This window comes from Streptomyces sp. NPDC097595, from assembly GCF_044761525.1.
In the GTDB taxonomy this organism is placed as follows: Bacteria; Actinomycetota; Actinomycetes; order Streptomycetales; family Streptomycetaceae; genus Streptomyces; species Streptomyces drozdowiczii_A.
This window is the reverse complement of sequence record NZ_JBIWCN010000007.1, coordinates 136,723-156,436: the sequence shown is the minus strand read 5'-3', so window position 1 is coordinate 156,436 and position 19,714 is coordinate 136,723. Positions and strand designations below refer to the sequence as shown.

Genomic DNA, 19,714 nt, shown 5'->3' with positions numbered 1-19,714 from the left:
TGCCGCGATCCCCGTGACCGGCAAGGCTTGCGCGGTCCGGTCCCCCCGCCCGCGTACTCCGTGGGCGACTCAGTGCTGCCCCGACGCGCTTTAGCGGCGCCTCGCGGCCCTGCCTCTTCCGATCCTTTGGGATGTCATGCGCATTCGCGATCTTCCGTTCTCGGACCCCGGTGATCCCGATGTCCGTTCAGGCCCCCGCTTCCTGCTGTGGCTGGGCCGCAATCAGATCCGCGGGCAGCTCAAGTCCTTGTTCTGGGGGCTGGTGCACCACTGTTCGATCGCGGGATACCCACTGGCGGTGGGGCTGGCCGTCCAGGCGGTCGTGGACCGGTCCGGCAGCAGGCTCGCGCTGGCCTGTGGGCTGACCGCGCTGCTGGGCGTGCTGACCGCGGTGGGCGACGCGATGCTCCACCGGGCCGCCGTCACCAACTGGATCACCGCCGCCGCCCGGATCCAGCAGCTGCTGGCCCGCAAGACCGCCGAGCTGGGCTCGCTGCTGACGCGCAGGGTCGCGGCCGGCGAAGTGGTCGCCGTATCAACCGGCGACGTCGAGAAGATCGGGTGGTTCGTCGAGGCGCTCTCGCGCTTCCTGGCCGCCGCCACGATCCTCGTCGTCATCAGCGTGGGGCTCGTCCTCTACCTCCCGTCGCTGGGCGTTCTCGTGGCGATCGCCATGCCGTTCCTCGCCCTGTCCGTCCTGCCGTTGCTGCCGCGCGCCACCCGGCGGGCGGACGTGCAGCGCGAGAAGGGCGGCCGGGCCACCGAGCTCGCCTCGGACACCGTGGCCGGGCTGCGCGTCCTGCGCGGCATCGGCGGCGAGGAGCTGTTCCTGGACCGCTACCGGCGCGCCTCGCAGGAGGTCCGCAAGGCCGCGGTGCACAGCGCCCGGATGTGGTCGCTGATCTCGGCGGTCCAGGTGTTGCTGCCCGGCGTCCTGCTGCTCGCCCTGGTCGTCCACGGGGCCTCGCTGGCCCGGGACGGCAGGATCGAGGTGGGCCAGTTGGTGACGGTGTACAGCGCGGTGACCCTGGCCCTGTTCCCGCTGCGGAGCTTCGAGGAGATCGCGATGGCGTACTCCTTCTCCCGCCCCTCCGCGCAGCGCGCCGTCCGCGTGCTGTCGCTGAGCCGGAACACCCGCCCGGCCACCGTCGACACCATCCCGTCCGGCGACCTGTACGACCCGGTCACCGGGCTGCTGGCCCCGCAGGGCCGCTTCACCGCCGTCGTCTGCGGCGACCCGGACGAGGCGGGCCGGCTGGCGGAACGGCTCGGCGGACACGCCCAGCCCGAGGCCCCGGAATCCGACGCCTCCGAGGCCCCGGACTCCGACGCCCCCGAGCCGCCCTCCGTGTTGCTGGGCGGCGTGCCGCTGGACGAACTGGAACCGGGCGCGGCACGGACCGCCGTGCTCGTCCAGGACAAGGACCCCGTGCTGCTCTCGGGCACCCTGCGCGAACTGCTGGACGTGCCGTCGTCCGGGCAGGTGGAGGCCGCGGCCGCCCTGTCCGCCGCGCAGTGCGACGACGTGCTGGCCGCGCTGGCGCAGGCGTCCCCCGATCGGGACTGCGAGCCGCTGGACACCCGGATCACCGAACGCGGCCGGTCCCTGTCCGGCGGCCAGCGCCAGCGGCTCGCCCTGGCCCGGTCGCTGCTCACCGACCCGGACACGCTCGTCCTGGACGAGCCCACCTCGGCGGTCGACTCGCACACCGAGGCCCGGGTCGCGGCGGGCGTCAAGGCGCTGCGTGAGGACCGTACGACCGTCGTGTTCTCCTCGTCGCCCCTGCTGCTCGACCTGGCCGACCGGGTGGCGCTGGTGCACGACGGCACGGTCGTGGCGGTCGGCACGCACCGCGAGCTGCTGCGCACCGAGGATCGCTACCGCAGGGTCGTCACCCGCGACACCGACGACGAAGCGGCCGCACACCAGGAAGCCCATCAGGAAGTACGCGAAGAAGCACACCAGGAAGCACACCAGGAAATCGAGGAACGGGCATGAAAGGCCAGGCAATGACCGGCGTCGCCCCACCGGCCCATGTACCCCCCGCTTTCGACCCGGCGGCCCCCGAGACGGCCACCACCCTGCCGGTCGGCCGGCCCGCGACCGTACGGGCCTACGTCCTGGAGCTGATGCGGCGCCACCGCAAGCCGTTCGTCGTGGTGACGCTGCTCAACACGTTCGCGGTGATCGCGTCCATCGTGGGCCCGTACCTGCTCGGCGGGCTTGTGGAGGACCTGTCCGACGGGGCCGAGGACCTGCATCTGGAGCGCACCGCCATCGTGTTCGCGTGCGCGCTCGTGGTGCAGACGGTGGCGACCCGGTTGATGCGGCTGCGCAGCGCCATGCTGGGCGAGGAGATGCTCGCCGACCTCCGCGAGGACTTCCTCGTCCGCTCGGTGCGGCTGCCTCCGGGCGTGCTGGAACGGGCCGGTACCGGTGATCTGCTGTCCCGGATCACCACGGACATCGACCGGCTGGCCAACGCCATGCGCGAGGCCGTCCCGCAGCTGACGATCGGCGTGGTGTGGGTGGGCCTGCTGGTCGCCGCCCTCACCGTCACCGCTCCCCCGCTGGCCCTGGCGGTGGTCGTGGCGCTGCCGGTGCTGCTCATCGGCTGCCGCTGGTACTTCCGCCGGGGTCCGGCCGCGTACCGCTCGGAGGCCGCCGGTTACGCGGCGGTCGCCGCGGCGCTGGCGGAGACCGTGGACGCGGGGCGGACCGTGGAGGCGCACCGGCTGGGGGCGCGCCGGGTCGCGCTGTCGGACCTGCGCGTCCAGCAGTGGACGGCGTGGGAACGGTACACATTGTTCCTGCGGACCGTGCTGTTCCCGGTCGTCAACATCACGTACGCGACGATTCTGGGCGCGGTCCTGCTGCTGGGCGGCTGGTTCGTCATCGAGGGGTGGATGACCGTCGGCCAGCTCACCACGGGTGCGCTGCTCGCCCAGATGATGGTGGACCCGATCGGTCTGATCCTGCGCTGGTACGACGAGTTGCAGGTGGCCCAGGTGTCGCTGGCGCGGCTGGTGGGCGTCCGGGAGATCGAGCCGGAGGCGGGCGACGCCTCGGTGTCCCCGGACGGCCGGGACGTACGCGCCGACGAGGTGCGCTTCGGGTACGTGGACGGGGTGGACGTGCTGCACCGGGTGTCGCTGGACGTCGCGCCGGGTACGCGGCTGGCGCTGGTCGGCCCTTCGGGTGCGGGCAAGTCGACGCTGGGCCGGCTGCTCGCGGGGATCTACGAGCCCCGGGACGGCGAGATCACGCTCGGCGGTGCGCGGCTTTCGCGGATGGTGACGGAGCGGGTGCGGTCGCACGTGGCGCTGGTCAACCAGGAGCACCATGTGTTCGTCGGCTCGCTGCGGGACAACCTGCGGCTGGCCCGTACGGACGCGGAGGACGCGGAGCTGTGGGCTTCGCTCGCCGCGGTCGACGCGGACGGCTGGGCGCGGGCCCTGGATCAGGGGCTCGACGCGGAGATCGGTTCGGGGGGCCTGGTGATCACCCCGGCGCAGGCCCAGCAGATCGCGCTCGCCCGGCTGGTGCTGGCCGATCCGCACACCCTGGTCCTGGACGAGGCGACCTCGCTGCTCGACCCCCGGGCGGCCCGCAACCTGGAGCGCTCGCTCGCCCGGGTGCTGGAGGGCCGCACGGTGGTGGCGATCGCGCACCGGCTGCACACCGCGCACGACGCGGACGTGATCGCCGTGGTCGAGCAGGGCCGGATCACGGAGCTGGGCAGCCATGACGAGCTGGTGGCGGCGGACGGGGCGTATGCCGCGCTCTGGCGCTCCTGGCACGGCTGACGGATCCCGGGGGCCGGTGCGCCGGCCCCCGGGTGGCTCAGATGACGTTCATCGCGGCCGCGGCGCCCACACCGCCGAGGATCATGAAGACCGGCATCAGCACCTTGATCTCCACCCAGCTGCCGGCCTTGAAGCGCATGACCTTCGGCGGGCCGATCGGGTACCAGCGCTTGCGGCCCAGCGGGATCGGCCACAGGATCGGGCAGCCGGAGACGGTCAGCGCGTCGCCGATGTCGTGGACGAGGGCGCCGAGCACGATCGGCAGTCCGAGCCACAGGTATTCCTGGCCGGGGTCGGTGAAGAGCCAGTCGGCGCCGTTGCCCGGCTTGTCGAGGATGCCGGCGAGGATCCAGGCGCTGGTCGCGCCGAGCAGCCACACCAGGACGTCGCTGGAGACCCGGGCCGCCCGCCAGAGCAGCCCCTCGACGGCGAGGACCAGGTGGACGAAGAGGATCGCGAGGACCCCCCAGCGCCCGCCGGTGTACGCGACGGCGGACGCGCCCGCCCCGATCAGGACGGCCCAGACCCAGGTGTGGGTGAGGGTGCGGTGGCCGCCGTTGCGGTTGGAGTCGCCCCGCAGTTTGGTGGCCTTGTAGACGGCGTGCGAGAGCTTGTCGACGATCTCGCAGACTCCGCGCGAGAGGGGCCCGAAGGCGCGCGAGATGGTCGCCGACTTGTGGTCGAGGTCGGGGGCGAGCGCGGCACCCGCGGTGATCAGCGCGCCGACGACGAGGACGGGCCACGGCATGGTGTGGCCGGTGGCCGCCGCCGCGGCACCCACCCCCAGCCAGGCCGCCGCCCCTGACAGAGAGTGTGCCGGTCCCATCATGACTGCCGAGCCCCCGTAGGTGTCGCCGTGTGCCCCGGGTGGTGCCCGGGCGCGTGATCCGGCCAGCGCCGTTGCGGTGCGGCCGAGTTGAGAGGGAAGCGTATCGTCCGTGATCTTCGGGCCGTCGTCCGGTTCCCTCATCGGGGTGGAAGACAGGCAAGATGGGGGCGTGACCCTTATCGATCAGCTGCCCCCGACCGACGATCCCGACGCTCTCTTCGAGGCTTTCTCGTCCTGGACCGAGACGCAGGGGATCACCCTCTACCCCGCTCAGGAGGAGGCGCTGATCGAGGTGGTGTCCGGGGCCAACGTGATCCTCTCCACGCCGACGGGGTCCGGGAAGAGCCTGGTCGCGGCGGGTGCGCACTTCACGGCGCTGGCCCAGGACAAGGTCACCTTCTACACCGCGCCGATCAAGGCGCTGGTGTCGGAGAAGTTCTTCGACCTGTGCAAGCTGTTCGGTACGGAGAACGTCGGCATGCTCACCGGGGACGCCTCGGTCAACGCCGACGCCCCGGTGATCTGCTGCACCGCCGAGGTGCTGGCCTCCATCGCGCTGCGTGACGGGAAGTACGCGGACATCGGCCAGGTCGTGATGGACGAGTTCCACTTCTACGCGGAGCAGGACCGCGGCTGGGCCTGGCAGATCCCGATCCTGGAGCTTCCGCAGGCGCAGTTCGTCCTGATGTCGGCGACGCTCGGCGACGTCCGGATGTTCGAGGAGGACCTGACGCGGCGCACCGGCCGCCCGACCTCCGTGGTCCGCTCGGCGACCCGTCCCGTACCGCTGAGCTACGAGTACCGGCTGACGCCGATCACCGAGACGCTCACGGAGCTCCTGGACACGCGGCAGTCGCCGGTCTACATCGTGCACTTCACGCAGGCGGCCGCGGTGGAGCGGGCGCAGTCGCTGATGAGCATCAACATGTGCACCAAGGAGGAGAAGGAGAAGATCGCCGACCTCATCGGCAACTTCCGCTTCACCACCAAGTTCGGCCAGAACCTCTCGCGGTACGTGCGCCACGGGATCGGCGTGCACCACGCGGGCATGCTCCCCAAGTACCGCAGGCTCGTGGAGAAGCTGGCGCAGGCGGGTCTGCTGAAGGTGATCTGCGGTACGGACACGCTGGGCGTCGGCGTCAACGTACCGATCCGCACGGTGCTGTTCACCGCGCTCACCAAGTACGACGGCACCCGGGTGCGGACGCTGCGGGCGCGGGAGTTCCACCAGATCGCCGGCCGGGCCGGGCGGGCGGGCTTCGACACGGCGGGCTTCGTGGTCGCCCAGGCGCCCGAGCACGTCATCGAGAACGAGAAGGCGGTTAAGAAGGCGGGTGACGACCCGAAGAAGAAGCGGAAGGTCGTCCGCAAGAAGGCCCCCGAGGGCTTCGTGGCCTGGTCGGAGACCACGTTCGACAAGCTGATCCAGTCCGATCCGGAGCCGCTGACCTCGCGTTTCCGGGTGACGCACACGATGCTCCTTTCCGTGATCGCCCGCCCGGGCAACGCGTTCGAGGCGATGCGGCATCTGCTGGAGGACAACCACGAGCCGCGCCGGGCGCAGTTGCGGCACATCCGCCGGGCCATCGCGATCTACCGGTCGCTGCTGGACGGCGGTGTGGTGGAGCAGCTGGACGAGCCGGACGCGGAGGGGCGCATCGTGCGGCTCACCGTGGACCTCCAGCAGGACTTCGCGCTGAACCAGCCGCTGTCGACGTTCGCGCTGGCCTCGTTCGAGCTGCTGGACCCGGATTCGCCGTCGTACGCGCTGGACATGGTCTCGGTGGTGGAGTCGACGCTGGACGATCCGCGCCAGATCCTCGCCGCGCAGCAGAACAAGGCGCGCGGTGAGGCGGTCGGGCAGATGAAGGCCGACGGCATCGAGTACGAGGAGCGGATGGAGCTGCTCCAGGAGGTGACGTACCCGAAGCCGCTGAGCGAGCTGCTGTGGCACGCGTACGACGTCTACCGGCGCAGCCACCCGTGGGTGGGCGACCATCCGGTGTCGCCGAAGTCGGTGATCCGGGACATGTACGAACGGGCCATGACGTTCACGGAGTTCACGTCGAATTACGAGCTGGCGCGGACCGAGGGCATCGTGCTGCGCTATCTGGCGAGCGCCTACAAGGCGCTGGAACACACCATTCCGGACGACCTCAAGTCGGAGGATCTGGAGGATCTGATCGCCTGGCTGGGCGAGATGGTCCGTCAGGTGGACTCCAGTCTGCTGGACGAGTGGGAGCAGCTGGCCAACCCGGAGGTGGAGACCGCCGAGCAGGCGCAGGAGCGGGCCGACGAGGTCAAGCCGGTCACGGCGAACGCCCGCGCTTTCCGGGTGCTGGTGCGCAACGCGATGTTCCGCCGGGTGGAGCTGGCCGCGCTGGACCGGGTCCGCGATCTGGGCGAGCTGGACGGGGACGCGGGCTGGGACGAGGACGCGTGGGGCGAGGCGATGGACGCGTACTGGGACGAGTACGAGGAGCTGGGCACCGGTCCGGACGCGCGCGGCCCGAAGCTGCTGAAGATCGACGAGGACACGGCGCACGGGCTGTGGCGGGTCCGCCAGACGTTCGCCGACCCGAACGGCGACCATGACTGGGGCATCAGCGCGGAGGTCGACCTCGCCGCGTCGGACGAGGAGGGCCGGGCGGTCGTGCGGGTCACGTCCGTGGGCCAGTTGTGAGAGTGGAGAAGAACGGCATGACGAACCCCGCCGAGCGCCTGGTCGACCTGCTCGACCTGGAGCGGATCGAGGTCAACATCTTCCGGGGCCGGAGCCCTGACGAGTCCCTGCAACGGGTCTTCGGCGGCCAGGTCGCGGGGCAGGCGCTGGTGGCGGCGGGCCGCACCACGGACGGGGACCGGCCGGTGCACTCGCTGCACGCCTACTTCCTGCGGCCGGGCCGTCCCGGTGTGCCGATCGTGTACGACGTGGAGCGCGTCCGGGACGGCAGGTCGTTCACCACCCGCCGGGTGACGGCCGTCCAGCAGGGCCGGACGATCTTCAACCTGACGGCGTCGTTCCACCGCCCGGAGGAGGCGGGCTTCGAACACCAGCTGCCGCCGGCCCGGATGGTGCCGGATCCGGAGGAGCTGCCGACGGTCGCCGAGGAGGTGCGCGAGCACCTGGGCGGTCTGCCGGAGGCGCTGGAACGGATGGCGCGGCGCCAGCCGTTCGACATCCGGTACGTGGACCGGCTGCGCTGGACGCGCGAGGAGATCAAGGACGCGGACCCGCGCAGCGCGGTGTGGATGCGTGCGGTGGGACCGCTGGGCGACGACCCGCTGGTGCACACCTGCGCGTTGACGTACGCGAGCGACATGACGCTGCTGGACGCGGTCCGTATCCCGGTGGAGCCGCTGTGGGGGCCGCGCGGCTTCGACATGGCGTCCCTGGATCACGCGATGTGGTTCCACCGGCCGTTCCGGGCGGACGAGTGGTTCCTGTACGACCAGGAGTCGCCGGTCGCGACGGGCGGGCGGGGTCTTGCGCGCGGCCGGATCTACGACCGGGCGGGCAATCTGCTGGTGTCGGTGGTGCAGGAGGGCCTGTTCCGGCGGCTGGACGGCGCCCCGTCCGCGTAACCCCCTCGGACGGTAGGGCTACTGTTCGACTTCCCGGTCATCGCAACGGAGGAGCGCGCACGTGGCCACCGTCCTGAATGTGAGTGCCGTCGCGACGGGGAGGAAGCCGCGCAAGGGCGCGCCGGCGCCCGCTCCCCTCTCGCCCTTCAGCCATGTCGTCAAGATCACGGACGAGCCGGGCGGAGAGTCGCGGGTGCTGGCGCATCTGGAGCGGGAACCGCCGCCGGGCGGCATACCGGCATACCTCGCCGCCCGGAAGACCGGCGCCCGCTCCTTCGTGCTGTGGGCCGACCCGGAGCGCCGCGCCCGGCTGGCAACGGTCGTCACCTCGGCGGCCGGTGACGGCGTTTCGGCGTACCAGGTGCTGGGTGGTCACGGGGAGGTGCTGGGCACCGTCGTCCGCGAGAAGGCGTGCTCGGGCAAGGGCCTGCGCACCCGCTGGACGGTCACCCGGCCCGGCTGCCCGGAGGCCGTCGGTCTCAAGGGCCGGATCTTCTGGTGGTACGTGTGGTGGCTGCTGTTCCCGCTGTGGCTGGCGATCGGCGTGGGCAGCCTGGTGAGCGGCGGCGGCGACGTGCCGCGCGGGCCCCGGCGCATCCGCTGGCGGGCGGCGGGTGAGACCCCGTTCGAGTTCCTGTCCGACGGCGAGGTCGTCGTACACGCCCAGGGCACCGACCAGCGGCTGGCGGCGGCCCTGACGGCGCTGATCACCTCGTTCGACAGCTGGCTGGGCGCGCCCTGGGACGACAAGCGGGAGTAGCGGCCCCGGTCACCCCCGGTACCGCTGGGCCACTGCGGCGAAGGCGGCCTTGGGCTCCCATTCCATGTCGGGGTAGGTCCGCCCCCGGCGCCCTTCGAGGAGCTTGACGATGCCCAGTCCCGCCCGGTCCAGGTCGTCCCTGGGGTCGCCGTCCGGGCGGTGCGGGTAGCCGGGCAGGGCGAACAGGAAGACGAACGCGCTGTCCACGCCCTCGGTCTCGAAGACCTCCAGGAGTTCGCTCAGATACGCGGCCTGGCCGGCCTCGTCGCGTTCGTAGACGCCGTCCAGCCGTACGGGGTCCTTGGTCACCGGGTCGTGCTCGACCACCTCCAGGACCCGCCCGCCCCGGTCCCCCGCGCCGCGGTAGGCCGCGGTGCCGAAGCCGGTGACGGCGAGCGGCTTCGGGCCCCGGGCGAGGGTGCGGATCGCGTCGCGGAACCGGTCGGCGATCTCGGCGGAGCGGATCAGCTCGTACGTCACGATGTCGAAGGGCGCCCAGTCGACCTGCTCGAACTGGATGGCCGCGTACGTGAGCGTGCCCTGGTAGTGCGCGCGGACGGCGGCCACGGCATCGCGGAGGAAATCGTTGAAGCGGACGCCGAGTTCGCGGATCGCCTCGGCCCGTCGCTCGGGGCGGCTCATCAGCTGTCCGACCCGTTCCTCGGGACTCTCTCCGGGCAGGAACCCCCGGTTCATCACGCTCAGCTCGACGCCCGCGACGAACACGACCGCGGCGCCCTCCCGCCGGAGCCGTTCCGCTCGTGCGGCGCAGTCACGGAAGAGCGTGAGGATCTGCTCCGGTTCCAGCTCCAGCGGGTAGGGCGAGAACCAGACCTCCAGGCCGAGCCCGGCGGCGGCGGCCGCGGCCTGTTCCAGCCGGTCCGGGTCGCCGCCGATGATCTGGACGGCGTTGCAGTGCAGGTCGTCGCGGATGATCGCGAGCTCCCGCCGGACCACCGCGAGGTCGAAGTGCTCGCGGGATGTGCGGCCGTGCATCACGAAGCCGGTGTCGTAGGTCATTCCTCGGGCCCGCATGGTGGCGTCCTCTCCGTCGATCCGTTCGGGTCGGGCCGAGACTGACAGGAAAAGTGCGTGCACGCAAGTTTGCGTGTGCGCAGCCTCTGTGGAACGCTGGCGCCGTGACGACACCACCGGGACTGCGGGAGCGCAAGAAGCAGGCCACGCGCGAGGCGCTGCGCGAGGCGGCGCTGCGCCTGGCCATCGAGCACGGGCCCGAACGGGTGCGGGTCGAGGACATCGCCGAGGCGGCCGGCGTCTCGCCGCGTACCTACAACAACTACTTCGCCAGCCGGGAGCAGGCGATCGTCTCGGCCGTCACCGCCGACCGGGAGGCGCGCGTCGCGGCGGCCGTCGCGGCCCGGCCGGCGGACGTCCGCCTGGCGGACGCCGTCACCGACGCGGTGGTCGGGCAGTACACGGACCCCGGCGCGGACGGCCGGGAGGCGCTGCTGCTCGTCACCACCCGGCCCGCGCTGCGCGAGGCCTTCCTCGACGCCACCGCCGGCGTCGAGCCCCCGCTCACCGCGGCGATCGCCGCGCGCCTGGACAACGCCTCGGCGCCGACCGCCCGCGTCCTGGCGGCGAGCGTGGCCGCCGCGATCCGCATCGCGCTCGAAGGCTGGATCCAGCCGGCCGGAGACGGTGCGGGGGCCGGAGGGCTGGTCGTGGCCGCCGGCTCACCGTCCGCCCTGCTCGGCGCGGCACTGGCCCCGCTCGCGCCCGCGTTCGACGCCGCCGAGGGGCGCGCCCGGCCGTGAGCGGATAGCCCGTCCGGGCGATCCCGGCCACTGGGTGCGCCTCCCGGCGCGAGCCCTCGCGGCCGGGCCGGGCGGCGGCGCGGAAGGTGGTCGCGCGCGCTGCTGTGCGGGTCGTGTCCGACGGCCGGGTGCGCCGGAGGAGGCGGGTCGATGACGGCGGACCAGGTGTACGTGGGGCTCGGGCTGATCGTGGTCCTCGCGGTCGGTTCGCAGTTGCTGGCGAGGCGGCTGCGGGTGCCGGCGCTGCTCGTGCTGCTGCCGGCCGGGTTCATCGCGGGGGCGCTCACCGATGACGTCGATCCCGAGCGGCTGCTCGGACCGGCGTTCTCGCCGCTGGTGTCGCTGGCGGTGGCCGTGATCCTTTACGACGCCGGGCTCGGCCTGGACCTGAAGCGGCTCAGGGGACACAACCGGCGGGTGGTGATCCGGCTGCTGTGGCTGGGGGCGCTGCTGACGCTGGTGTCCGCCGCGCTCTTCGCCGTACCGGTGCTGGACATGTCGACACAGGCGGCCGTCATGCTCGCGGCGATCCTCGTCGTATCGGGCCCGACGGTGGTGGGGCCGCTGCTCGCCTTCGTACGGCCCACGGAGCGGTTGCGGCGCATCCTCGTCTGGGAGGGCGCCCTGATCGACCCGGTCGGCGGCATTCTGGGGGCACTCGTCCTCCACGGGGTCCTGGCGGGCGGCCGGCCGGGGTTCGGCAGCGGGCTCGGGCACTTCATGGCCAGCGCGGGCGTGGGTGTCGGGGCGGGCTCGGCCGGTGCGGCAGTGCTGTGGCTGGTGCTGCGGCGGGTGCGGCTCAGCGAGGAGCTGGAGACCTCGCTCCAGCTGGCCGCCGTGGTCGGGGTGGCGGCGGCCTGCGACGCGCTGCGGGACGACACGGGGCTGATCTCGGCGGTCGTGATGGGGATGGCCATGGCCAATCTGCCCGGCCTGGATCTGCCCACGCGCCGCCCGTTCTTCGAAACGCTGGTCTCCCTGGTCATCGGCCTGCTCTTCGTCTCCATCTCGGCGACGGTCACCCCGGCGTCGCTGCGGCACGTGGTGCTGCCCTCGCTGGCGCTGACCGCCCTCCTCGTCCTGGTGACCCGGCCGCTCATCGCCCACCTCGCGGCGGCCGGCACCGACGTGCCCGCGCGGGAGCGGTGGTTCATCGGCTGGATGGCGCCCCGGGGCATCGTCGCGGCGGCCACCGCCTCCACGTTCTCCTCCGAGCTGGCCGGGCACCACGTCGCCGGTGCGGAGCGCATCCTGCCCGCCACCTTCGTGGTGATCGTGGCGACGGTGACGCTCTACGGCCTGACCGCGTTCCCGGTGGCGCGGCGGCTCGGGGTGCTGCGGCCGTCCCGGTCCCGGCCGCTGCTGGTGGGCGGGGCGCCCTGGACGGTGGACCTGGCGGGCGCCCTGCGCGGGGCGGGGCTCGACGTGCTGATGTGGGCGGGCGCGGACGAGGAGCGGGCGCGGATCAGGGCCGCCGGGCTGGAGCTGGCGCCGGGTGAGCTGTTCGCCTCGGCCACGGGGGCCGGTGCGGAGCTGGAGGGGATCACCTCGGTGCTGCTGCTCACCGGCGAGGACGACTTCAACGCGCTGGCGTCGGTCACGCTCCGGGAGAGCGTCGAGGGGGAGGTCGGCCGGCTCGCCCCGCCCTCCGCGAGCCAGGGTGTGGTGGCCCCGTACACCGGTGGCGACGCCCTGTTCGGACCCGGTCTCACCCGGCCCGAGATCGCCCGGAAGTACGAGGCCGGGGCGCGGGTGGTGACGCGGCCGGCGGACGGGCCGCTGACGCCCGGGGAGTACCTGCTGTTCGTGGTGCGCCCCGAGGGCCGGCTCGTCCCGGCCACACAGAGCGGTCGCCCGGAGCCGGCTCCGGGCGACACGCTCGTACTGCTGCGGGAGCCGTGAGGCCCCGTCAGGCTTTCGCGCGCTGGTCCGGGCCCGCGCAGAGCGCCCAGATGATGAAGATGTCGATGGCGATGAGCACGATGGACCACAGCGGATAGTGCGGCAGCCACGCGAAGTTGGCCAGTGCGCCGAGCCCGGCGAGGACCACGCCCACCGCCCGTGCCCAGAAGGCCCCGGTGAACAGTGCGCAGCCGGCGAGGACGATGACGATTCCGAGGATGAGGTGGATCCAGCCCCAGCCCGTGAGGTTGAACTGGAAGACGTAGTTGCGCGTGGCGACGAACACGTCGTCCTTGGCGATGGCCGCGATGCCCTGGAAGATCGCCATGGCACCGCCGAAGATCATCAGGACCGCGGCGAACGCGGTCCAGCCCGTGCGGGCGGGATGGTGTGATCCGTCGGTGCCGTGCGGAGCCGCCGGTGCGCTGCCCGTGTTGGCCATGTCGGCCTCCTTTGCTGGCACGGTCGCCCGGCGCGGCCCGGAGCCGAACCGGACGTTCCGTTTCCAGAGTGTCACGGGAAGGCGTGTCCGGCAGTACGGCGGGCAGGGGCTGACGGACCGGACGCCCGCTGCCGGCGGACACCCGCTTAGGATCACGTCGCGACCGGTCCGCGCGGGGATGCGGACCGGAGTTCCCCGGAAGGACCTCACCCCCATGACCGAGATCGTCCCGGTGTCCGGCCCCGAGCTGGTCACCTACGCCGATGAGCTGGCCGCCCTGCTCGTGGAGACCGTCGAGAACGGCTCGTCCGTCGGCTTCCTCACCCCGCTGGACCGCGACACCGCCGCCGACTGGTGGCGCGCCCGGGCCGCGTCCGTGGAGGCAGGACAGCTGCAGGCGTGGATCGCCCGGGACGGGGAACGCATCGCGGGCACGATCGGCCTGGTCCGGGCGCCGCTGCCCAACGCCCGCCACCGCGCGGAGGTGACCAAGCTGATGGTCCGCCCCTCGGCGCGCGGACGCGGGCTCGGCCGTGAGCTGCTGGCCGCGGCCGAGCGCACGGCGGCCGACGACGGCGTCACGCTCCTGGTCCTGGACACCGAGAGCGGCAGCCCGGCGGAGCGGCTGTACCGCGCGGCGGGGTGGACGGAGTGCGGTTCCGTTCCGGACTACGCGGCCGGTCCCGACGGCGTTCTGAAGCCGACGACCTTCTACTACAAGTCGGTCGGCCGCGTCGCCGACGTACCCCTGGGGTGAGAATGGGCCGGGAAGACACCGACGAGGAGACATCCATGACGCTGTACGACATTCCGCTGCGCACCCTCACCGGCGAGCCGACGTCGCTGGGCGACTACCGCGGCCGGGCGGTGCTGCTGGTGAACGTGGCATCGAAGTGCGGGCTGACCCCGCAGTACGCGGGCCTGGAGCGGCTCCAGAAGGAGTACGGGGACCGGGGCCTCACCGTGCTCGGTGTGCCGTGCAACCAGTTCGGCGGCCAGGAGCCGGGGACCGCCGAGGAGATCGAGACGTTCTGCTCGACCACGTACGGGGTGAGCTTCCCGCTGCTGGAGAAGACCGAGGTGAACGGCGCGAACCGGCACCCGCTGTACGTGGAGCTGACCCGGCTCGCGGACGCCGGGGGCGAGGCCGGGGACGTCCAGTGGAACTTCGAGAAGTTCCTGATCTCCCCGGCGGGTGAGCCGGTCGCCCGCATCCGCCCCCGCACGGAGCCGGACGCGCCGGAGCTGGTGAAGGCGATCGAGGCGCAACTGCCCGGCTAGGCGCGGCTGAGCAGTACGGAGCCCTTGGGGTAAGTGGCATCGCCGCCCACGTTCGCCACCTGGACGAGGACGGGGGTGCCCTCCTTGATGTTGCCGGTCTTCCACGGCGTGCAGTACGGCGAGGTGTGGCCGCGCGTGGTGGCGGTGCGGTCCCAGGTGCCGTCCCGGCCGATGTCCAGCTTGACCTCGATGCTCCAGCCGTCGGCCGAGGTGTCGCAGGCGCGGATCGAGTCGCCGGGGGCGGTGCCGTACGGGTCCGCGTTCCACTCCCCGTAGCCGCCGAAGGCCGCGTCGACCGGCCGGGGCTCGGCGTGCGCCGTCGTCTGCACGGTCACCACGAGCCCGAAGGCCGCCGTCGCGGTCACCGCGATCCGTGCCGCTCCGGATCTCGCCATGCCTGCTCCCTCCATCACCCGGTCACGATCTCCACGGGGAATCTACAGGTACATGGCAGGTGCACACCATCGTGAGCGCGCCGCGGCCCCCCCCCCCCGGTGTGTGCCGGGGGACGGGGGCCGCGGCCGCCGCACGCGCGGTCAGCGGATGGGCATGCCCGACAGGGTGCGGGCGATGACCAGGCGCTGGATCTCGCTGGTGCCCTCGAAGATCGTGTAGATCGCGGCGTCCCGGTGCATGCGCTCCACCGGGTACTCCCGTGTGAAGCCGTTGCCGCCGAGGATCTGGACGGCCTGGGCGGTGACCTTCTTGGCCGTCTCGCTCGCGTACAGCTTGGACATGGAGCCCTCGGCCGACTCGAACGGCTTGCCGGTGGTGGCCATCCAGGAGGCGCGCCAGACCAGCAGCCGGGCCGCGTCGATCTGCGTCCGCATGTCGGCGAGCTGGAAGGCGACGCCCTGGTTGTCGATGATCGGGCGGCCGAACTGGGTCCGCGTCTTCGCGTAGTCGAGCGCCACTTCGTACGCGGCCCGGGCGGTGCCGACCGCCATGGCGCCGACGGCCGGGCGGGACGCCTCGAAGGTGGCCATCGCGGCGTTCTTCACGCGCTCGCCACCGGTGGCGGCGCGCTCGCGGGCGCGGGCGAGGCGCTGGTCCAGCTTCTCCTTGCCGCCGAGCAGGCAGTGCCCGGGAACGCGCACGTCCTCCAGGACGACCTCGGCGGTGTGCGAGGCGCGGATGCCGTGCTTCTTGAACTTCTGGCCCTGGGAGAGCCCGGGGGTGTTCGGCGGCACGATGAAGGAGGCGTGGCCCTTGGAGCCGAGCTCGGGGTCGACCACCGCGACGACCACGTGGACGTTGGCGATGCCGCCGTTGGTCGCCCAGGTCTTGGTGCCGTTGAGCACCCACTCGTCCTTGGCCTGGTCGTACACCGCGCGGGTGCGCATCGAGGCGACGTCGGAACCGGCGTCGGGCTCGGAGGAGCAGAAGGCCGCGACCTTCACGTCGTCGGCGTCCCCGTACATCTGCGGGATCCAGGTGCCGATCTGCTCCTCGGTGCCGTTGGCGAGGACGCCGACGGCCGCCAGGCCCGTACCGACGATCGACAGGGCGATGCCGGCGTCGCCCCAGAACAGCTCCTCCATGGCCATCGGGATGCCGAGCCCCGTAGGATCGAAGAACTGCTGCGCGTAGAAGTCGAGGGAGTAGATCCCGACCTTCGCCGCCTCCTGGATGACGGGCCAGGGCGTCTCCTCACGCTCGTCCCACTCCGAAGCGGCCGGACGGATCACGTCCGCGGCGAAGCCGTGGAGCCAGTCACGGACCTGCTTCTGGTCATCGTTGAGCTCAAGCGTGAACTCGGCCATGTTCCCCTCCACGTGCTGCCGTCGAAACGCCTCGTTACTTGCGGTAACAACAGTCTGTTACTGGCAAGTAGCCTGTGTCAACCGCATGAGACGCCATCCGCACCCCGCCGGACAGGGTGTTACGTTGCGCAGGCACGACGGACAGGCACGGCCAGGGGTGGGAGAGACGACATGGAGACCACACGACAGGCCGAGCGCCAGCGGACCACGGCCGAGCGCCGCCGCCGAGAGCTGCTCGACGCCGCCGACCGCGTGGTGCTCAGGGACGGCCCCGGGGCCTCGATGAACGCCATCGCGGCGGAGGCGGGCATCACGAAGCCGATCCTCTACCGGCATTTCGGTGACAAGGGCGGGCTCTACCGGGCCCTCGCCAAGCGGCACACCGACGCACTGCTGAGCGCCCTGCGCGCCGCACTCGACGCCCCCGCCGAGCGGCGCGCCCGGGTCGAGTCGACGCTCGACACCTACCTCGCGGCGATCGAGGCCCGCCCCCAGGTCTACCGCTTCCTGATGCACCCGTCCGACGACTCGGCCCCCTCCCCCGAGCAGGGCTTCGACGTCGGCCGGCACTCCGCACCGCTGCTGCGCCGCCTCGGCGAGGAATTGGCCATGGTGATCGCGGAACGGGTGGACCTCGGCCCGGACAGCGAGGCGATGGCTCGGATCTGGGGCCATGGCATCGTCGGCATGATGCACGCGGCCGGTGACTGGTGGCTGGGCGAACGCCCGTGCTCGCGCGAGCAGTTGGTCCGGAGCCTCGCCGACCTCCTCTGGGGCAGGCTGGCCGCTGCGGGCGACCGCGCGGACGGCCCCGGCTTCTGACGGACCGCCCGGCCGGTCAGCCCTTACGCGCCCACGACGCCCGGCGCGCCGCGCGCAGCACCCGCGCCCGGCGCAGCCCGGTCAGCCGGTCGGTGTAGACCCGGCCCTCCAGGTGGTCGCACTCGTGCTGGAGGCAGCGGGCGAAGAACCCGGTGCCGTCGATCCGGACCGGCTCGCCGGTCACGGTGACACCCTCGACCACCGCGTGGTCGAAGCGCGGGGTGCCGGCCTCAAGACCGGGAAGCGAGAGGCAGCCCTCGGAGCCGCGCACGGTGACCCCGTCCGCCTCCACCAGGACCGGGTTCACCACGTGCCCGAGGTGGCGCACGTCCTCGTCGTCGGGGCAGTCGAAGACGAACACCCGTGACGGCACACCGATCTGGTTGGCGGCGAGCCCGACGCCCCGTGCCTCGTACATCGTGGCGAACATGTCCTCGACGAGCCGGGCGAGCGAGGGGCCGAACTCCGTGACCGGTTCGCACGCCGCGTGCAGGACGGGGTCGCCGAGCAGGCTCATGGTGCGGACGATTCCGGAGCTGCCGGGGATCGGGCGGTTGCGCATGGCGGTCATCGTACGTTCCACGGGATGGCGCCGGAGACGCCGGACAGCCCACCCGGAGCCCGCGTCAACGCCCCGGCCTCGGTCACCCGGGCGGACGCGGTCGGCCGTGGGCGATCATGGGCGGATGAACACCCGCTTCCTCGGCATCGCCGAGCTGTCCGCGACCCCTTCCGTGGCGGTCGTCGTCGACGTCATGCGCGCTTACACGGTGGCCGCCTGGGCCTTCGCGCGGGGCGCGGAGAAGATCGTGCTCGCCGGCTCACTGGACGAGGCACTGGCCCTCAAGGGCCGTCACCCGGACTGGGTGGCGCTCAAGGACGGTGCGCCCGCGCCCGGGTTCGACGCCGTCAACTCGCCGGGACAGCTGCGCTCGCGGGACCTGGGCGGCCGGACCGTGGTGCAGAAGACCACGGCGGGGACGGTCGGCGCCCTCGCGGTGAAGGACGCGCCGCTGGTGCTGTGCGCCGGCTTCGTGGTGGCCGAGGCGACGGCGCGGCTGCTGCGGGAACGCGGGGGCGACGACGTCACCTTCGTGGTCACCGGTGAGGACGGGCGCGCCGAGGAGGACCTGGCGTGCGCCCAGTACATCGCCCGCCGGGCGGCCGGGGAGGCGGCGGACGCGGCGCCGTTCCTGCGCCGGGCCGGCGATTCGCGCGCCGCCGCCGAGCTCGCCCAGGGGATACGCGCGGGGGCCCACCCCGATGACGTGGCGCTCTGCCTCGAACTCGACCGCTTCCCCTTCGCCATGGTGGCGACGCAGGAGGACGCCCTCATGGTGCTGCGCCCGTACACGTTCGCGTAGAGGCGTCCACCTTCACGCAAAGGCGCGGCATTCGGCGTTCACATATCCGATCACCGAACACATGCATGACCATTGACGTGCCCATGGCGCCACTCTACGGTCGACGGAAAGCGCTTGCACCATGCCGGGCGGCAGTCCGTCCGGTTCACTCCCCCCACCTGGAGTCGAAGATGCAGCTCAAGCCTGTTCTCGCATGTGCCGGCCTGCTGGCCGGTTCGCTCGCCGTCCTGGGTACCACCGCGCAGGCCGCCCCCGGCCAGGAAAACGCTTCCCTCGCAGCCGCCGCGTTGTACGTGGCACCGGACGGCACCGCCGACGCCGCCGGGACCGAGTCGGACCCCACCACGCTCGCCTCGGCGATCAGCCGGGTGAACGCCGGCGGCACGATCTACCTGCGCGGCGGCACGTACCGCTACGGGCAGACGGTCACCGTCCCGCCGGGCAACGACGGCACCTCGGGCGCCCGCACCACCATGGCCGCGTACCCGGGCGAGCGGCCGGTGCTGAACTTCTCGGAGATGAACGAGGACCCGGCCAACCGGGGGCTCGCCGTGAACGGCGACTACTGGCACATCGACGGGCTCACCGTCGAACACGCCGGCGACAACGGCATCTTCGTCGGCGGCAGCGACAACGTCATCGAGCACGTGGTGACCCGCTTCAACCACGACTCGGGGCTCCAGATCTCCCGGATCTCCTCGGACACCCCCGACAACGAGTGGCCCGCGAACAACCTCGTCCTGAGCTCCGAGTCCCACGACAACGCGGACTCCGACGGCGAGGACGCGGACGGGTTCGCCGCCAAGCTCACCGCAGGACCGGGCAACGTCTTCCGCTACACCGTCTCGCACAACAACATCGACGACGGCTGGGACCTCTACACGAAGAAGGACACCGGCCCCATCGGCCCCGTGACCATCGAGGACTCCCTCAGCTACGACAACGGCACCCTCTCCGACGGGACCGTGAACGAGGACGGCGACCGCAACGGCTTCAAGCTCGGCGGCGACGGAATCGAGGTCGACCACATCGTGCGGCGCAACATCGCCTACAACAACGGCCACCACGGCTTCACGTACAACAGCAACCCCGGCTCGATGACCGTGTCCGACAACGTGGGCATCGACAACGAGGAGCGCAACTTCTCCTTCGACAAGGGCACTTCGGTGTTCCGGGACAACACCTCCTGCCGCGGCGGTGACGGCTCCAACGACAAGACCGTCGGCGACGCGGACGGCTCCAACCAGTTCTGGACCGGCGCGAACGGCTCCCGCTGCTCCGCGTACGACGGGGCCCTGGACTGGTCGTTCGCCTCCGACGGCCGCCTGGTCGTCTCCTTCGGCGGGACCGTGGTCACTCCGTAACGCGTCCGGCGGTGCCG

General features: G+C 72.0%; 18 protein-coding genes. 12 read left to right on the top strand and 6 right to left on the bottom strand.

Annotation, left to right across the window (positions count from 1 at the left end; genetic code table 11):
• The first annotated feature begins 136 nt into the window (after nt 1–136).
• Both ACIQZN_RS13710 and ACIQZN_RS13705 read left to right on the top strand, forming a co-directional pair.
• On the top strand, nt 137–1,999 hold the full coding sequence (locus tag ACIQZN_RS13710) for an ABC transporter transmembrane domain-containing protein (protein ID WP_403992018.1): 1,863 nt from the start codon (nt 137–139) through the stop codon (nt 1,997–1,999).
• A gap of 11 nt (nt 2,000–2,010) precedes the next feature.
• Nucleotides 2,011–3,807 (top strand): ABC transporter ATP-binding protein, encoded by a 1,797-nt coding sequence (locus tag ACIQZN_RS13705; RefSeq protein WP_403992316.1) that lies wholly within the window; start codon nt 2,011–2,013, stop codon nt 3,805–3,807.
• A gap of 37 nt (nt 3,808–3,844) precedes the next feature.
• Here ACIQZN_RS13705 and ACIQZN_RS13700 read toward each other — a convergent pair whose 3' ends face one another.
• Nucleotides 3,845–4,636 carry a metal-dependent hydrolase gene (locus tag ACIQZN_RS13700; protein ID WP_403992015.1) on the bottom strand — a complete coding sequence of 264 codons (792 nt, stop codon included), beginning with the start codon at nt 4,634–4,636 and terminating at the stop codon, nt 3,845–3,847.
• A 169-nt stretch (nt 4,637–4,805) separates the two neighbouring features.
• Between ACIQZN_RS13700 and ACIQZN_RS13695 the strand changes: the two genes are divergently transcribed.
• From ACIQZN_RS13695 to ACIQZN_RS13685, 3 genes are all read left to right on the top strand, one after another.
• Complete coding sequence (locus ACIQZN_RS13695) at nt 4,806–7,319, top strand: DEAD/DEAH box helicase (RefSeq protein ID WP_403992012.1); 2,514 nt, start codon at nt 4,806–4,808, stop codon at nt 7,317–7,319.
• A 17-nt stretch (nt 7,320–7,336) separates the two neighbouring features.
• The gene (locus ACIQZN_RS13690) at nt 7,337–8,221 is read left to right on the top strand and encodes an acyl-CoA thioesterase (protein WP_403992009.1); all 885 of its coding nucleotides are present in this window, start codon (nt 7,337–7,339) and stop codon (nt 8,219–8,221) included.
• 61 nt (nt 8,222–8,282) lie between these two features.
• Nucleotides 8,283–8,981 carry a hypothetical protein gene (locus tag ACIQZN_RS13685; RefSeq protein WP_403992006.1) on the top strand — a complete coding sequence of 233 codons (699 nt, stop codon included), beginning with the start codon at nt 8,283–8,285 and terminating at the stop codon, nt 8,979–8,981.
• Nucleotides 8,982–8,990: 9 nt separating this feature from the next.
• On the opposite strand, the gene ACIQZN_RS13680 is transcribed toward ACIQZN_RS13685, so the two are convergent.
• Nucleotides 8,991–10,001, bottom strand: a complete 1,011-nt coding sequence (locus tag ACIQZN_RS13680; protein WP_403992003.1) for a hypothetical protein — start codon at nt 9,999–10,001, stop codon at nt 8,991–8,993.
• Between the two features lie 119 nt (nt 10,002–10,120).
• Here ACIQZN_RS13680 and ACIQZN_RS13675 point away from each other — a divergent pair, with 119 nt between their 5' ends.
• Together ACIQZN_RS13675 and ACIQZN_RS13670 are read left to right on the top strand one after the other, a co-directional pair.
• Entirely contained in the window at nt 10,121–10,759 is a 639-nt protein-coding gene (locus ACIQZN_RS13675; protein WP_403992000.1) for a TetR/AcrR family transcriptional regulator, read from the top strand.
• Nucleotides 10,760–10,909: 150 nt separating this feature from the next.
• A complete protein-coding gene (locus ACIQZN_RS13670; RefSeq protein ID WP_403991997.1) occupies nt 10,910–12,661 on the top strand; it encodes a cation:proton antiporter in 1,752 nt (583 codons plus the stop codon).
• A 7-nt stretch (nt 12,662–12,668) separates the two neighbouring features.
• Here ACIQZN_RS13670 and ACIQZN_RS13665 read toward each other — a convergent pair whose 3' ends face one another.
• Nucleotides 12,669–13,103 carry a hypothetical protein gene (locus ACIQZN_RS13665; RefSeq protein WP_403991994.1) on the bottom strand — a complete coding sequence of 145 codons (435 nt, stop codon included), beginning with the start codon at nt 13,101–13,103 and terminating at the stop codon, nt 12,669–12,671.
• Nucleotides 13,104–13,317: 214 nt separating this feature from the next.
• On the opposite strand from ACIQZN_RS13665, the gene ACIQZN_RS13660 reads away from it, so the two are divergent.
• Both ACIQZN_RS13660 and ACIQZN_RS13655 read left to right on the top strand, forming a co-directional pair.
• Complete coding sequence (locus tag ACIQZN_RS13660) at nt 13,318–13,860, top strand: GNAT family N-acetyltransferase (RefSeq protein ID WP_403991991.1); 543 nt, start codon at nt 13,318–13,320, stop codon at nt 13,858–13,860.
• A 35-nt stretch (nt 13,861–13,895) separates the two neighbouring features.
• The gene (locus ACIQZN_RS13655) at nt 13,896–14,384 is read left to right on the top strand and encodes a glutathione peroxidase (RefSeq protein WP_073865260.1); all 489 of its coding nucleotides are present in this window, start codon (nt 13,896–13,898) and stop codon (nt 14,382–14,384) included.
• Here the strand turns inward: ACIQZN_RS13655 and ACIQZN_RS13650 are convergent.
• Both ACIQZN_RS13650 and ACIQZN_RS13645 read right to left on the bottom strand, forming a co-directional pair.
• Nucleotides 14,381–14,779: a hypothetical protein gene (locus tag ACIQZN_RS13650; protein ID WP_403991988.1), complete on the bottom strand. Its 399-nt coding sequence runs from the start codon at nt 14,777–14,779 to the stop codon at nt 14,381–14,383. The genes ACIQZN_RS13655 and ACIQZN_RS13650 overlap by 4 nt on opposite strands.
• A gap of 141 nt (nt 14,780–14,920) precedes the next feature.
• Nucleotides 14,921–16,147: an acyl-CoA dehydrogenase family protein gene (locus tag ACIQZN_RS13645; RefSeq protein ID WP_164634176.1), complete on the bottom strand. Its 1,227-nt coding sequence runs from the start codon at nt 16,145–16,147 to the stop codon at nt 14,921–14,923.
• A 171-nt stretch (nt 16,148–16,318) separates the two neighbouring features.
• Between ACIQZN_RS13645 and ACIQZN_RS13640 the strand changes: the two genes are divergently transcribed.
• Nucleotides 16,319–16,969 (top strand): TetR family transcriptional regulator, encoded by a 651-nt coding sequence (locus tag ACIQZN_RS13640; protein ID WP_403991985.1) that lies wholly within the window; start codon nt 16,319–16,321, stop codon nt 16,967–16,969.
• A gap of 16 nt (nt 16,970–16,985) precedes the next feature.
• Here ACIQZN_RS13640 and def read toward each other — a convergent pair whose 3' ends face one another.
• Nucleotides 16,986–17,531, bottom strand: coding sequence for a peptide deformylase (def, locus tag ACIQZN_RS13635; RefSeq protein ID WP_403991982.1), 546 nt, complete (start codon nt 17,529–17,531; stop codon nt 16,986–16,988).
• Nucleotides 17,532–17,655: 124 nt separating this feature from the next.
• Here def and ACIQZN_RS13630 point away from each other — a divergent pair, with 124 nt between their 5' ends.
• Nucleotides 17,656–18,333, top strand: coding sequence for a 2-phosphosulfolactate phosphatase (locus tag ACIQZN_RS13630; protein ID WP_403991979.1), 678 nt, complete (start codon nt 17,656–17,658; stop codon nt 18,331–18,333).
• A 170-nt stretch (nt 18,334–18,503) separates the two neighbouring features.
• Nucleotides 18,504–19,697 (top strand): right-handed parallel beta-helix repeat-containing protein, encoded by a 1,194-nt coding sequence (locus ACIQZN_RS13625; RefSeq protein ID WP_403991975.1) that lies wholly within the window; start codon nt 18,504–18,506, stop codon nt 19,695–19,697.
• The last annotated feature ends 17 nt before the right edge of the window (nt 19,698–19,714 follow it).

Coding starts and splice junctions, on each gene's coding strand:
- ACIQZN_RS13710 (WP_403992018.1), top strand. CDS start 137: ATGCGCATTCGCGATCTTCCGTTCTCGGACCCCGGTGATCCCGATGTC.
- ACIQZN_RS13705 (WP_403992316.1), top strand. CDS start 2,011: ATGACCGGCGTCGCCCCACCGGCCCATGTACCCCCCGCTTTCGACCCG.
- ACIQZN_RS13700 (WP_403992015.1), bottom strand. CDS start 4,636: ATGATGGGACCGGCACACTCTCTGTCAGGGGCGGCGGCCTGGCTGGGG.
- ACIQZN_RS13690 (WP_403992009.1), top strand. CDS start 7,337: ATGACGAACCCCGCCGAGCGCCTGGTCGACCTGCTCGACCTGGAGCGG.
- ACIQZN_RS13680 (WP_403992003.1), bottom strand. CDS start 10,001: ATGACCTACGACACCGGCTTCGTGATGCACGGCCGCACATCCCGCGAG.
- ACIQZN_RS13670 (WP_403991997.1), top strand. CDS start 10,910: ATGACGGCGGACCAGGTGTACGTGGGGCTCGGGCTGATCGTGGTCCTC.
- ACIQZN_RS13665 (WP_403991994.1), bottom strand. CDS start 13,103: ATGGCCAACACGGGCAGCGCACCGGCGGCTCCGCACGGCACCGACGGA.
- ACIQZN_RS13660 (WP_403991991.1), top strand. CDS start 13,318: ATGACCGAGATCGTCCCGGTGTCCGGCCCCGAGCTGGTCACCTACGCC.
- ACIQZN_RS13655 (WP_073865260.1), top strand. CDS start 13,896: ATGACGCTGTACGACATTCCGCTGCGCACCCTCACCGGCGAGCCGACG.
- ACIQZN_RS13650 (WP_403991988.1), bottom strand. CDS start 14,779: ATGGCGAGATCCGGAGCGGCACGGATCGCGGTGACCGCGACGGCGGCC.
- ACIQZN_RS13645 (WP_164634176.1), bottom strand. CDS start 16,147: ATGGCCGAGTTCACGCTTGAGCTCAACGATGACCAGAAGCAGGTCCGT.
- ACIQZN_RS13640 (WP_403991985.1), top strand. CDS start 16,319: ATGGAGACCACACGACAGGCCGAGCGCCAGCGGACCACGGCCGAGCGC.
- def (WP_403991982.1), bottom strand. CDS start 17,531: ATGCGCAACCGCCCGATCCCCGGCAGCTCCGGAATCGTCCGCACCATG.
- ACIQZN_RS13630 (WP_403991979.1), top strand. CDS start 17,656: ATGAACACCCGCTTCCTCGGCATCGCCGAGCTGTCCGCGACCCCTTCC.
- ACIQZN_RS13625 (WP_403991975.1), top strand. CDS start 18,504: ATGCAGCTCAAGCCTGTTCTCGCATGTGCCGGCCTGCTGGCCGGTTCG.